The following is a 13,060-nucleotide window of genomic DNA, read 5'->3' as shown; positions in this document are numbered from 1 at the left end:
TCCCCCTTGTCGCGTACCACCCTCAGGCGTGGGTCGTACCCGTCGACTCCGGCCGCGCGGTCAGCTCCGGCTGGTCGTCGTCCCAGGTGAAGGTCAGCGTCTCCGTGACCGCGCCGAAGAGTTCGAAGATCTCTTCCGCTTCGGCGAGGTTCGGGCTCGACCCGGTGACCACGACGACGTCAGCCGATCCCGGCATCGGCACGACGGTGTGCATCACCGCGCACCGCATCGTGACGCCGTCCTGGACGACGTTCTGGATGCCGTACACCCGACCCACGGTGCCGATCCGCGGGATCGTCGCGGTCGTCACCCGACGCCAGGTCCCGTCGGCCCGGTTCGGTTGCGCCACCGCCGTCAACGCGCCGAGGATGTCGCCGTTGGCCGGTGGCGTGACCACCGCGACCACCACGGTGGCGGTGAGCGGGCCGTCCTCGTACATCTCGAAGACGCCCGCAGCGTGCACCGCGCCGCCGCGACGGGCCTGGCGTACCGACCGGCGTACCTGCTCGGCGAAGCGGCCCGCCTCGTCCGCGGTGAAGCCGCCGGTCAGGGCGTGCCCCCGCGCCTCCTCGCCCAGCCGGTTCTCGCTCGCCTCGTCGGCCACCGAGAAGTCGACCCACGCCTGCGGAGTGCGCAGCTCGAAACCGGTCGGGGTCGGCGTCGCGGCATGGGTCCGCGTCGGGGCGCTCACTGTGCCGCCTGCTGGTCCGGGGCGGTCAAGGCGTTGACCGTCTGGGTGTCGGTCTCCCGGAACGCGTCGGCGACGGCCTTCGCCGCGTCGCGTACGCCACCGAGGTCCTTGCCCACGACGTGCCGGCCGTCGCCCCACCGCTTCTCGAAGTGCCGGGCGGCGTCCTCCAGGCCGCGCTGGCCGAGCGTGTCGACCACCGCGCCCATCGACCGGACCGACGCGCTGTCCATCAACTCCTTCGTACGCCGCAGCAGCTCGTGTACGCGTTCCAGCTCCGCACCCGGAACGAGGATCTCGCTCATCGCACGCGCTCCCCCGCCGGCCTGCCCATCGCATCGCTCATCTCCGCACCCTCCAGACCGTCACGGCAACTGCGTCGTACACGGATCGGCGGCCGGCCCGGTTCATCAGGTGAACCGATCTCGCACCGGCTACGTGTGCGACCCGGCTCCCGGCGGACGGCTCGGGCGCCGGCCTGACGATGCGATGGGGAGGTTCGTCATGACGCGTCCGGGCGACGCCGAGTGGTCCGTGTTGCAGCTCGACTCGGATCCCGTGCCGGGTGATCCCGAGTCCTTCGAGGAGATCACCCGGGCGTACCAGGAGTTGGCCAGAACCACCCAGGAAGCGCACGACCTGCTCGCCTCGGGCAGCCAGATCGACGTCGGCCAGGGCAAGGCCATGGACGCCTTCCGTGACCTGATCGGCAAGCTGCCCGGCCGCCTGGAGGGCATGGCGAACTCCTACGCCAGCGCCGCCGACGCCTACCTGCGCTACCTGCCCTCGCTGGAAGAGGCGCAGACCATGTCGCTACGCGCCCTCGACCAGGCCCGACAGGCCGCCGGAGACCAGAACGCCGCCCAGGCGGCAGCCGTCAGCGCGGCGGCCGCGCTGCTCGTCCTGAACGCCGACACCGCAACCAGTCCGGACGCCAAAGACCAGGCCACCGACGACGCGACCGCCGCCAAGAACCGCGCCGCCGACGCCCAACAAGCACTCGACGGCGCGAAGTCACTGCTCGGCCAGGCGACCGCCCTGCGCGACCAGGCCGCCCGCACCGCCGCCGACACCCTGCACCAACTCGCCAAAGACGCGCCGCAACGCTCCCTCTGGGACAAGATCGTCGAGGCGTTCGAAGCGTTCGTCGACTTCCTCCAGAGCACCGTCATCGAATGGATCACCACCATCCTCGACGTGCTCTCCGTCGTCGCCTCGTTCATCTTCCCGCCCCTGGGCTCGGCGATCGGCTTCCTCTCCGGCGCCATCGACCTCGCCGCCGCAGCCCTCGGCGGCGACCCCGCCGAGATCGCCCTCGCCGCCGGCGGACTCGCCCTCGGCCTCGTCCCCGGCGGACGAATCGTCAACCGCGTCATCAAACTCGCCAACAAATTCGCCGGCAAAATCCGCCCCGGCACCATCGCCAACGGCATCAAAACCAGCACCAAAGAGGTCACCGCCGGCAGCGCCACGACCGTGGGACGTGGGATCAACGAGAACGTCACCCGTCTCGGCGTCGGCAAAACCATCAAGGGCGCGTTCGGAGGAATCCGCCAGAAGATCGCGGACATCCGCTTCGATCGTGATCTCAAGAACGCCCGGAAGCAGACCACGCTGGACCCGACCCTCATCATCGGCCAGAACAGCAAGGGACGCCTCAAGACGTTCCACGCCTCGGACGTCCGGTCGGTGCCGCTCGAGGACAGCAGTGGCAGGCAGATCGGCGTCCTCTTCCCCAGTGCGTCCGGGGACGTCGACACGTTCACCGACTGGGCGAGGTTGGAGGCGAACGTTCCGCTCGGCCGGAACCTCGGCGGCTCGCTGAACGTGGGTGGCGCCAAGCTGGTCCGCTCGATCCCCGGCAAGGACGCGCCGATGAGCACCGAGCAGTTCGACCTGGCGCCCTGGGCCCGGCTGAAGAGTCCGCCCATCTTCGTCATCGCACACGGTGATCCACACTCCGTGGACATCACGCTCAAGAACGGCAAGGTCATGTCGGTGCCGGGCACACAGTTCGCCAAGGTCGTGCACTTCGACAACGTCTTCCGGGCCGCCGCGGACAACAACCCGAAGGGATCGATAGCCCTGCTCTCCTGCAACTTCGCCAACCCGGCGGGAAGCGCCGGCCAGGATTTTGCCAACGTGATGCGGGATCTCGGCGAAAATCGAAAGGTCTTTGCCTCGACGGAGGTCGTACAGGCGAGCCGCGGCGTGGACGTCGACGGCCTTTTCACTAGCCCCGGCAACAGCATTGCCAATGTGACGGTGGAGAACATGGGCGTTTTCAAGGAAATGAAGCCTGGCGTGACACGGGACGTGACGCAGTGACGGACGAGCGCGTGGACGACGCGGACAACGAGCGGAACTGGATGCTGCTGCTCGACGAGGAGTGGACGGACTCCGACGGCGAAGCGACAGGCACCCCGGCCATGCCTCCGGTGGAGGCCATCGTCGGTGGCTGGTTGGTGGAGCGCGACGGCACCGTCGCCCGTTTCACGGCCAATCCCCTCTACCGGCCCAAGAACCCGCAGGCCCCCACGAGCCCGGTGGACGCCACGGCGGCTCTGGTCGCCACCGGCCGCGCGGACGTCGACGCGGTGCTCCTGGCGCTGCGCGACAGCCTTGTCGAGGTGGCGCTGGACGACGAGGGGGGCGTCATCGTGGCACCGGCGCCGGACGACGTTCCGTGTGTGCTCGTCGCGACCGGAGCCGTGGACCAGGCCCGGGTCGACGCGGTCGACTGGCGGCAGGTCGACCTGGACGAGTTGCTGACACTCCTGCCGGACGGCGTCGACGTGCTGCTGAACCCGGGCGGCCCACGTGCCATGCGGTTGTTCGCCGACGCGTTACGCGACCTCGCCGCCGAGGCCGTCCCGGAGAGCGACGAGCCGTGGCCGTTCGCCCCGTAGGGCTTGCGCGGCTGCTTCCCCGCTGGGCCCGGACACGCCGTCCGGGCCCAGCGAGGGCGCCCCACCTGGCCCGTATCGGCGACCGCTGACATCTCGTTTCGGTCTCGACGTGGGTCAGTAGACAAAGTTTCCACTGACCAGCTGACGGCACGAACGGGACGTGCATCCTGAGGACCCGTGGACAACCGGCGGGAACACCGGCGACGTGAGGGTCAGCAAAAGGGTGGCAGCAATGGCGGGATCAGGACCTGTTCGTCGGCGCGAAGTGGCAGGCGAAGCACTGGTCCGGTCCATATTCGAGGAGCACGGACGCGCGATGCTCGCGTACGCGACACAGTTGACACGCGACCGCGCGGCCGCGGAGGACGTCGTCCAGGAGGCACTGGTACGCGCGTGGCGTCACCCCGACAGCCTGGTCAACGGCAAGGGCTCGGTACGGGGTTGGCTGCTGACGGTCGTCCGCAACATCGTGACCGACACCATCCGCGCCCGCAAGGCGCGACCACCCGAGGTGCCGGAGGGCCCGACCGAGTCCGCGGTCGAGCGTGACCACGCCGACCAGGTGGTGAACTCGATCGTCGTGACGGACGCCCTCAACCGCCTCTCCACCGAACACCGACAGGTGCTTGAGCAGGTATACCTGCGCGGGAGTACAGTCGCGGAAGCCGCCCAGGTCCTCGGGATCCCGCCGGGCACCGTGAAGTCCCGCTCCTACTACGCACTCCGAGCACTCCGCGATCTCGCCGAGCGTCGCGCCGGGGTGGAACGGCCTGCCTCATGACATCCGACAGCTCATCGCCCCACGCCGACCACTTCGACATCGGCGGCTATCTGCTGGGGGCGCTCGACGAGGAGTCGACCCGCCGAGCCGAGGAGCACCTGGCGGATTGTGCACGGTGCCGGGCCGAGGTCGAGTCGCTGCGGACGTGGGCGGGCGCGCTCGAGAACGTACCCGATGTGATGCTGCTCGACGGCCCGCCGGAGGACGGCGACCTGCTGTTGCAGCGCACCCTGCGGCAGATCCGCGGCGAGGCCGCCGACGAGCGCCGCCGCCGGCACGCCGTGACCGGGGTCGCCGCGGCGGTCGTCGCCTCGGCCGTCCTCGGTGGCGCCTTCCTCGTTCCCCGGGGCGACGAGACGACTGACGCGACCGCCCCGCCGCCGAGCCCGAGCGTCACGGCCGACCCGACGGTCCGCCGCACCAGCGCCTCCGACGCGCGAACCGGCGCTCGACTCGCCGTCGCCGTCCAGCCGGCCCCCGGCTGGGTACGCGTCAACGCCACGGTCTCCGGCATCCCGCAGGGCCAGCGTTGTCGCCTCCTGGTCGTCGGCAAGGACGGCAGCACGGTACTGGCGGGTAGTTGGCTGGTGTCGGAGCGCGGGGCCGCCGAGGGCGTCACCCTGGACGGCAGTGCCCTGATCGACGAGGCCCAGATCGGCGGTGTCCGGGTGGAGACGACCGACGGCAGGGTGTACGTCAGCGCGACGCTGTAGCCGGTCGCCGTCAGCGGCCGGACCGTGCTCGACGGACCCGGCGACAGACAGCAGCGCGCCGGCCCGGCCAGTGGCCGGGCCGGCGCGAGCCGTACCGCCGGGGATCAGCCGAGGCGCACCGAGACGACCGCGTTGTCGAAGTCGACGGTCGCCAGGTCCGCGACGTCCCCGTTGATCACCTTCGAGCGGCCGGTGCAGTCCGGGCCGGCCCACAACTTGAGCGAGCCGGGTGCTGCCACCGAGGAGGAGACGCCCGGACGGCTCAGGTTCCGGCAGCCGGTGCCGGCGACCCCCTGCGAGCCGGCGCCGTCGCCGAAGTTGGGGTCGTCGAAGAAGACGGCGCTGGTGGCCGGCGGGGCTGGCGACTCCGCGGCGGGCTGCTCGGCACCGGCCACGCCGGCCTTGCCGCCGGTCGGGGTCACGCCGAACCAGGTGCCCCCGACGCCCTGGCCCTTGGTGTCACCGGGCTTGGTGTCCTTGGCGAAGCGGTAGACCGGCCAGCCGCCGATGGTGACCTGCCGGCTGCCGTCCGAACGCCGCACCGTTCCGACGGCCTCCGCCCTGACCCCCGCTACGAAGATCTTCCCGCCCGGCGTGACCGTGACCGGGGGCCAGGTCGTGGCGCAGTCACCGTCGCAGTTCGACGTCGGCGGGTTGTTGCTGTCCTTGTCGAACCGGTAGAGGGTCAGCCCCGCGCCGTTGACGACGACCGGGTCGAGCTTGCCCGCACTGCCAACGGTCAGCTGGACCCACCGCTGCGCCGATTCGCGTGCGGCCCCGGTCGCGACCCCGCCGTCGGGTACCGCCCAGTCACCGGTGCCCGCCGCCGCGTTGTTGGACTTCGCGGTGCCGGACGTGAGGGCGAGATCGGCGATTCCGGCCCCGCCCTGGGGTGCCGGCGCCGGGCTGCCGCTCAGGTCGGCGGCCCGCGCCGGGCCGGGTGGCACCTGGCTCGGGCCGCACGCCGTGAGCGTCACCGCGCCGACGGCCAACGCGGCGATGAGGGGTGTCACGTGGTTGCGCATCATCGGAAATCTCCAGCAGTCACCCGGCTTCCAGCAGGTCCGGAAACCGTTCGCCCCTCACACGGAACGGGTCCCGGATCGGTTCAGGGTGGGTGCTGCCGCAGTCGTACCGATCGCGCTCAGCCGGCGCCCAGGGCGACCTTGAGCCAGCCAGGGCTGCGCAGGTCGAACTCCCGGTACGCGCGGACCGCGTCCGTCAGCGGTTCGTGCTCCGTCACGACGTCCTCCGGACGGACCTGACCGGAGGCGACCATGGCCGCCAGCTTGGGGATGTACCGGGGATGGTTGCCGTTGCCGGCGCGGATGGTCAGGTTGCGCCCCATGGCCACACCGATGGGGAAGTACCGGTCGCCGGGCGGGTAGACGCCCACGATGCCCAGCGTGCCGACCTTGGCGAGGCTGTCGACCGCCCAGGTCTGCGCCTGGCTCGGCGCGTCACCCGGCTTGAAGTGTCCGTCCTGGCCCTGGCTGTCGAGGTTCGGGGAGATCGCGCGTTGTTCCTCGGCGTTGCGCTCGGCGTCCTTGCCGGCCGCGGGGCCCGACTTGGCGCTCTCGCTGTCCACTCCGACGGCGTCGATGGCGCAGTCCGCCCCGATGCCGTTCGTCAGCTCCATGATGGCGTCGACCGGGTCGACCTCGTTGAAGTTGATCACTTCGGCGCCACGGTTACGGGCGTGTTCCAGCCGGTCGGCGTGCCCGTCGATCGCGATCACCCGGGACGCGCCGCGCTGGTAGGCGGAGAGAATGGCGAACTGGCCCACCGGGCCGCAGCCCCAGACCGTGACGACCTTGCCGTCACCGGCGTCGGCGAGGACCGCTCCGAAGTAGCCGGTCGGGTAGATGTCAGACAGTGTGATGGCCTGCGACTCGGTGACGTTCTCGCCAAGGGAGATCAGGTTGGTGTGCGCGAAGGGCACGCGCGCGTACTCGGCCTGTAGGCCGTTGAACGGCCCCTGCATCTCGGGTGAGCCGGGCGAAGCCGTACCGGTCCGCGGCCCGAGCGGGTTGGCGTTGTCGCACTGCGCGAACAGGCCGCGGCGGCAGTACCAGCAGGAGCCGCAGCCCAGCACCGCCGAGATCACCACCCGGTCACCCGGCCGGAAGTTGTGGATCTGCGAACCCACCTCCTCGACCACCCCGACGCCCTCGTGGCCGAGGACCTTGCCCGGCTTCATCCCGGGCATGGTGCCACGGACGAAATGCAGATCGGTACCGCAGATCGCCGCCGTCGTGACCCGGACGATCGCGTCCGTGGGTTGTTCGATGTGGGGCTCGGGCACGTCGTCGACGCGAATGTCACCGATACCGTGGAAAACGACGGCCTTCACGCGTACTCCCATCCGCGCTGGTCGCCTCGACGCGCCAGCGCTCGCCATCGGGACACCTCGTGCCCGCAACGAGATCCGGCTTCCCCGCGCTGGCCACGACAAACGCCCGGTCAGTTCAGTCTCTCGGCCAGGCGGGTGACTGAGGCGCGCATACTGTCTGTCCCACCATCGGGGAACTCCCGCAGCAGCGTGCGGGCCTGTTCGAACACCCGGCGGCACCCGGGCAGATCCCCCGCGGCAATGAGAACGTCGGCCATCTGCCGCAGCGCGGCGAACTGCGACGGCCGGTCCCCCACGCTTCGCGCCGCGCTCGCCGCGAACTCCAGCTCCGTCACCGCCTCCGTGATGCGTCCGGTCTCGGCCAGGTTGTCCGCCATGGCGGCCCGGATCTCACTCTCCTCATGTGCCCGCCCGACCCGGTGACAGAGTTCGAGGGCGTCCCGCAGCACCAGGATCGATTCCCAGACCTTCCCCTGGGCCGTCAACGATCTTGCCGTCCTCAGCAGGGCGCCGAGCTGGCCCCGGGGGTTGTCGAGCAGGCGGAACAACGACAGCGCCTCCGCACTGTGTTCGAGAGCACGCTCGTGCCGGCCCAACGCGCTGTGCACCTCGTGACAGTTGTTGTGCACCAACGCCTGCTCCAGGCGCATCTCCTGGTCCTGGTAGGTCCGCGCGGCCGCACCGAGCAGGCCGAGCGACTCCTCGTGAGCGCCGAGGAAGTACCGCGCGCCCGCCAGGCTGCGCAGCACATGCGCCTCGCCGACGACGTCACCGCGCTCCCGCGCGGCACGCAGCGCGATCCGCATGACGTCCTCCCAGTCCTGGAAGCGTCCGGCCCACTGCAGGTACTGCTGCATCGCGAGGGCGAGCTGCCAGGGCACGATGCCGTACCCGACGTCGGCGGCGAGGCGCACCACCTCGGTGAGCACCTCCCGCTGGCGGTCGAACCAGGCGATGGCCTCGTCGTACGTCCCCGGCCGCTCGGGGACGACACCGGGCAGCGGCGGTGGCGGCTCGATCGGCGGACGGTTCGGATTCAGAGCCAGCTGCGCCTGGTAACTGCTGTGCAGGTAGTGCTGCAACAGGCGACTGAGCGCCGCCTGTCGATCCGCCGTCGACTCCTCCGCCTCCAACAGCTCCTCGGCGTACGCCTTCACCAGGACGTGGGACGTGAGTCTGCCGTCCTCGTGCTCGCTCACCAGCGCCGCGTCGATCAGTTCGGCGAGCTGGGCGCGCGTGCTGTCCGGGTCCCGGTCGGCGAGGCTCACGCAGGCCTCGGCCGTGACACCGGGCAGCGGGGCGGCCGACAGCAGCCGGAACAGCCGGGCGGCCTCCGCGCTGAGCTGCCGGTAGGACCACGAGAAGGCGGTACGCGGATCGGTGAGCCCACGCTCGCCCGCGAACGCCTCGAGCCGGCGGGCGCTGTCGCGCAGCTCGGCGGCGATGGTGGTGAGCGACAGACCCGGACGGGCGGCGATCCGGGCCGCCAGGATGGCCAGCGCCAGAGGAAGCCGTCCGCACAGCTCGATGATCTCCTCGGCGGCGCCGGCGCACCCCCCGTCGGCGGTCGACCGGCTCGGCAGGCCGGCGAGACGACGTTCGAGCAGTCGACGGGCCGTCGGCAGGTCGGGTGGGTCGACCCGGAGCAGGTGGGCGCCGTCGAACGCCGCGAGGCCGACGAGGGCCCGCCGGCTGGTGACGATCACGAGGCTTCGTGCCGAGTTCGGCAGCAGCGGCCGCACCTGGGCAGCGTCGTGGGCGTTGTCCAGCAGGAAGAGCATCTGCTTGCCGGCCGTCATGCTGCGGTACATGCCGATCCGCGCGTCGAACGTGTCGGGTACGTCGGAGGCGGGCACGCCCACCAGGTGCAGCAGCGAACGCATCGCGTCGTCGGCCGAGAGGCGCTCGTCCGCGCAGAGGTGCCCCCGCAGATCGAGGTAGAGCTGTCCGTCGGCGAACTCGTCGGCCACCCGGTGCGCGAAGTGCGTGGCGAGCGTCGAGGTGCCCACTCCACCCATGCCGTCCATCGCGATCACCAGAGGGCTGGTCCGTCCGGCGGTCCGCATCCCGTTGGTCAGGTCGCGCAGGATCAGCAGTTCGGATTCGCGGCCCACGAAGAGTGGCGGGTCCGGCGGGAGCTGCGCCGGGCGTACCACCGGTCGGGGCGCGACGGGGGCCGGGTCCTCGACGGGCGTCAGCGCCGTCTGGGTGAGGGCCCGCCGCTGTGCCTCCTGAAGCTGGTAGCCGGGGTCGATACCCAACTCCTCGTCGAGGCGCGCCCGGATCGCGCCGTACACCGTCAACGCCTCGGCCTGCTGGCCCGCCGCGGCGAGGGTCGTCACGAGGCTCGCGTGGACCGGCTCGTTGAGCTGACCCATCGTCGCCGCGAGCCGCAGCGGCGCCAGCACGCGGGCGGGCTGACGCAGTCGTACGGCCACCGCGGCGGCGGCGATCGCGGCGTCGAAGAACTCGCCGTCGATACCCGCGAGGACGGCCGCGGCGGCGGCGCTGTCGACCAGCCCGTCACCGGACGAACCGTGACAGCGACGCAGCGCCTCGAGGTAATGCTCCAACGCCTCGTCCGGGCGGTCCTGCGCGAGGCTGGACTTCGCCGCCGAAACGTCGCGGCGGAACGCGACGAGGTCGAGCGTCTCCGGCCCGGCCACGAAGAGGTAGCCGTTGCCGTGCCGCAGCAGGTAGGAACCGACAGCCCGCGCCGGCAGGTCGGGTTCGAGCAGGCGGCGCAGCGCCGCGACGTACTTGTGGATCACGTTCACGGCGCTGGCGGGCGAGTCGGGGCCCCAGACGAGATCCAGGAGGTCGCTGGTGGTGGTGGGACGCCCCTGCCGCGCCAGGAGGACCGCCAGGAGGCGGCGTTGCTGGCGCGGGCCCGCATCGAGTTCGGTCTCGCCACGCCAGACCCGCAGCGGGCCCATGATCTGCAGGCGCGGTCCCCCCTGCGACGCCGATTCGTCTGTCCGACCGGAGCCGACGTCGTCACTCACGTTGATCACGCTGCGTCCACCGGGTGAAGGTTTACTTGACGATGACTGGATCGGACAGTTCGCCGCAAGATTCGAATCCCGGGCGCGGTGAAACCGACTCTGGGGTCGAAGGCGGTACGCATCGGCCGACTCGGCGATGCCGAGGCTCGGCCCTGTCTCGTAACCCATGTCCAGCAGACGTCGCTGGCGAGATGAAAGTTCGATCCGCTTGACGGGTTTTTCCACCGGGCGAGCTAGCGTTCCCGGATGCTTCTTCCGACCTCGGCGCCCGTGTCGGCCGGTGACACGGTCGAGCAGGTCCGCAGCGCCCAGCGGGGCGATACGGCCGGCTTCGCGCTGCTCCTCGACCGTCACTACCCCGGCATGCTCGCCGTGGCACACCGCCTGCTGGGCTCCCGGCCCGATGCCGAGGACGCCTGCCAGGACGCGGCGATCACCGCGTTCAGTCGCATCGGTGAGCTGCGTGACCCCGAGGCGGCGCGATCCTGGCTCCACGCCATCGTGCGCAACAACTGCCGGACGATGCTCCGCGCCCGCGTCCCCGTTCCGATCGGGGTGGCCGGCGAGAACCTGCTCGCCTCGGAGCTGGACGACCCGGTCGCCCGCATCGAACGCAGCGCCATGCGGGACTGGGTCTGGCACGCGATCCAGCAGTTGTCGCCGGCGGCCCAGACGGTGGCGTTGCTGCGCTACTTCACCACGAACAACTCGTACGAGCAGATCGCGGCCCTGTGCGGAACGCCGGTCGGCACCGTCCGTAGTCGTCTGAGCGAGGCCCGGCGACAGTTGGCCGAGGTCCTCCCCCGCGTGCACGACGAGCGGCACGGCCAGACCGTGGCGTTGCGCGCCGAACGACACCAGGAGGCGGCGACGATCGCGTCAGCGGTGCCGGACGGCGACGCGCTCACCAGGGTGGCGGCCCGCTGGGCCGAGGACATGACCTTCTGGTGGCCGGGCGGCATCCGGACGATCGGCCGGGAGCCGGTCTTCGACGTCATGCGGCGGGACTACGAGTCCGGCGTCAGCTTGACGGTCACCGGAGTGCTCGCCGGTTCCGGTGTCACGATCTGGGAGTCCACCTTCACCAACCCACCGGAGGACCCGCACCACTGTCCGCCCGGGGCCACCTGGCTGCTGCGGGAGAAAGAGGGCCTGGTGCGCGAGATGCGCCTTCTGCACTACCCGCGGCCGGCGCGACCGGAAACAACTTCCTGACACGATCGAACTTCCGCCTGGCGAACGGCGTCCTGAGGATATGACCACGTACTCCATCCACGATCTGGAACCGCAGCTCGCCGCGAACCGCACGTACTGGTGCGGTTGGGCCGGCGCCCAGCCCGACACCGACCTGCCGACCTATCGCACCGACATCCCGCACCCGCTGCTCAACGGGGTCCTGCGCGTGCGCGGGCGGCAGCTCGACGAGGCGATCACGGAGGCGCGCAAGCACCTCACCGGCTCGACCTGGGGCTGGTGGGTGGGCGCGGACAGCGACGAGGGCACCGCCGAGGGCCTGCTCGCGCGCGGCGCGAAGCAGATCTCCGACATGCCCGTCATGGCGGTGGACGTGACCACGGTGGCCGGGGTCGAGGCGCCCAGCGACCTGCGGATCCAGGTCGCCGCCACGCCGGCCGAGATGCGGGAGTACGTCGAGGCGTACGCCGGGCCGCTCGGCATCTCCGGCGACCTCGGGCTCGTCGTCGACCGGGAACTGTCCTTCGCCTACCCGGACGTGGTCCGCCTCGCCGGCATCGTGGACGGCCGCACCGTGGGCACGTGCACCCTGTCGCTCGGCACCGACGTCGGCGCGCTGTACTGCATCGCCACCCACCCCGACCACCGTCGCAAGGGCATCGCGAGCGCCCTCACCCGCGAGGCGCTGCGGATCACCCGCGCGGCCGGACGGCGCATCGCCACCCTGCAGGCGAGCAGCGAGGGTGAGCCGGTGTACCGGAAGATCGGCTTCGACACGGTCACCCGCTACCGCCTCTACCAGCTCCCGGAGTGAGTCCCACGGCGCTGCCGCCGGGCCGCACACCCGGGCGGCAGCGCCGTGACGTGCGGCACCGGGGCCAGGCAAGCACTTGCCGGTACGGAAAGTGGGTGTTAACTTTCCACACGAGCAAGTACTTTCCCTAGCTCAAGGAGTTGCGCGATGGGCACCACCCCGACCCCAGAAGAGGCACGACGGGCCCTGGCGGACGTCGACCGACGCCGGGAGCAGACCGCGGCGGCCGCCGGCCGGTCACGCTGGACCTGGCTCGCCGCCGGTGTCTTCGCCGCGGTGTACGGAATCGTGGCCGACCGGTATCCGGACTTCGTCCGCACCTACGGAACCACAATCGTCATCCTGCTGCTGGTCGCCTCGATGCTGCCCAACACCCGGTGGGGAGCGGCCCTGCTGAAGCGGTCGGTGCGTCCCCGTGCCACCCCCGACGCGCAGAGCCTGCTGTGGTCGGCCCTGGTGGTGGCCCTCCTGATCGGCGGCACGGCGCTCGCCACCGCGCTGGACGTCCCGCACCTCTGGGTGTGGATCGGCCTGGCCATCGGTGTGCTGCTGGCCGCCGCCGGGCCGTGGTGGCAGCGCCACGTCCTCACCCGCCCGGCCTGA

Annotated in this window: 12 protein-coding genes; 7 read left to right on the top strand and 5 right to left on the bottom strand. The window is 71.0% G+C overall.

Annotation, left to right across the window (positions count from 1 at the left end; all coding sequences use genetic code 11):
• Positions 1-22: 22 nt before the first annotated feature.
• Both ACTFTM_RS10190 and ACTFTM_RS10185 read right to left on the bottom strand, forming a co-directional pair.
• Entirely contained in the window at positions 23-691 is a 669-nt protein-coding gene (locus tag ACTFTM_RS10190; protein WP_449565547.1) for a hypothetical protein, read from the bottom strand.
• Positions 688-993, bottom strand: a complete 306-nt coding sequence (locus ACTFTM_RS10185; protein WP_357120592.1) for a hypothetical protein — start codon at positions 991-993, stop codon at positions 688-690. Before ACTFTM_RS10185 ends, ACTFTM_RS10190 begins: the two co-directional genes overlap by 4 nt.
• Before the next feature lie 379 nt (positions 994-1,372).
• Between ACTFTM_RS10185 and ACTFTM_RS10180 the strand changes: the two genes are divergently transcribed.
• The 4 genes from ACTFTM_RS10180 to ACTFTM_RS10165 all read left to right on the top strand — a co-directional run bounded on the left by ACTFTM_RS10180 (position 1,373) and on the right by ACTFTM_RS10165 (position 5,091).
• The gene (locus ACTFTM_RS10180) at positions 1,373-3,016 is read left to right on the top strand and encodes a hypothetical protein (RefSeq protein ID WP_449565546.1); all 1,644 of its coding nucleotides are present in this window, start codon (positions 1,373-1,375) and stop codon (positions 3,014-3,016) included.
• Positions 3,013-3,597 carry a type VII secretion system-associated protein gene (locus tag ACTFTM_RS10175; RefSeq protein ID WP_449565545.1) on the top strand — a complete coding sequence of 195 codons (585 nt, stop codon included), beginning with the start codon at positions 3,013-3,015 and terminating at the stop codon, positions 3,595-3,597. Before ACTFTM_RS10180 ends, ACTFTM_RS10175 begins: the two co-directional genes overlap by 4 nt.
• 232 nt (positions 3,598-3,829) lie before the next feature.
• On the top strand, positions 3,830-4,378 hold the full coding sequence (locus tag ACTFTM_RS10170) for a sigma-70 family RNA polymerase sigma factor (protein WP_449565544.1): 549 nt from the start codon (positions 3,830-3,832) through the stop codon (positions 4,376-4,378).
• Entirely contained in the window at positions 4,375-5,091 is a 717-nt protein-coding gene (locus tag ACTFTM_RS10165) for a zf-HC2 domain-containing protein (RefSeq protein ID WP_449565543.1), read from the top strand. Before ACTFTM_RS10170 ends, ACTFTM_RS10165 begins: the two co-directional genes overlap by 4 nt.
• A 104-nt stretch (positions 5,092-5,195) precedes the next feature.
• On the opposite strand, the gene ACTFTM_RS10160 is transcribed toward ACTFTM_RS10165, so the two are convergent.
• From ACTFTM_RS10160 to ACTFTM_RS10150, 3 genes are all read right to left on the bottom strand, one after another.
• Positions 5,196-6,119, bottom strand: coding sequence for a hypothetical protein (locus ACTFTM_RS10160; RefSeq protein WP_449565542.1), 924 nt, complete (start codon positions 6,117-6,119; stop codon positions 5,196-5,198).
• Between the two features lie 116 nt (positions 6,120-6,235).
• Entirely contained in the window at positions 6,236-7,444 is a 1,209-nt protein-coding gene (locus ACTFTM_RS10155) for an alcohol dehydrogenase catalytic domain-containing protein (RefSeq protein WP_449565541.1), read from the bottom strand.
• Positions 7,445-7,554: 110 nt separating this feature from the next.
• Entirely contained in the window at positions 7,555-10,449 is a 2,895-nt protein-coding gene (locus ACTFTM_RS10150; RefSeq protein ID WP_449565540.1) for a BTAD domain-containing putative transcriptional regulator, read from the bottom strand.
• A gap of 246 nt (positions 10,450-10,695) precedes the next feature.
• Here ACTFTM_RS10150 and ACTFTM_RS10145 point away from each other — a divergent pair, with 246 nt between their 5' ends.
• The 3 genes from ACTFTM_RS10145 to ACTFTM_RS10135 all read left to right on the top strand — a co-directional run bounded on the left by ACTFTM_RS10145 (position 10,696) and on the right by ACTFTM_RS10135 (position 13,060).
• Positions 10,696-11,664 (top strand): RNA polymerase sigma factor, encoded by a 969-nt coding sequence (locus ACTFTM_RS10145; RefSeq protein ID WP_449565539.1) that lies wholly within the window; start codon positions 10,696-10,698, stop codon positions 11,662-11,664.
• Between the two features lie 40 nt (positions 11,665-11,704).
• Positions 11,705-12,457: a GNAT family N-acetyltransferase gene (locus ACTFTM_RS10140; RefSeq protein ID WP_449565538.1), complete on the top strand. Its 753-nt coding sequence runs from the start codon at positions 11,705-11,707 to the stop codon at positions 12,455-12,457.
• A 147-nt stretch (positions 12,458-12,604) separates the two neighbouring features.
• Positions 12,605-13,060, top strand: coding sequence for a hypothetical protein (locus tag ACTFTM_RS10135; RefSeq protein WP_449565537.1), 456 nt, complete (start codon positions 12,605-12,607; stop codon positions 13,058-13,060).

The sequence above is a fragment of the Micromonospora sp. RB23 genome (assembly GCF_053585025.1).
This window is presented reverse-complemented; position numbering and strand designations above follow the sequence as displayed.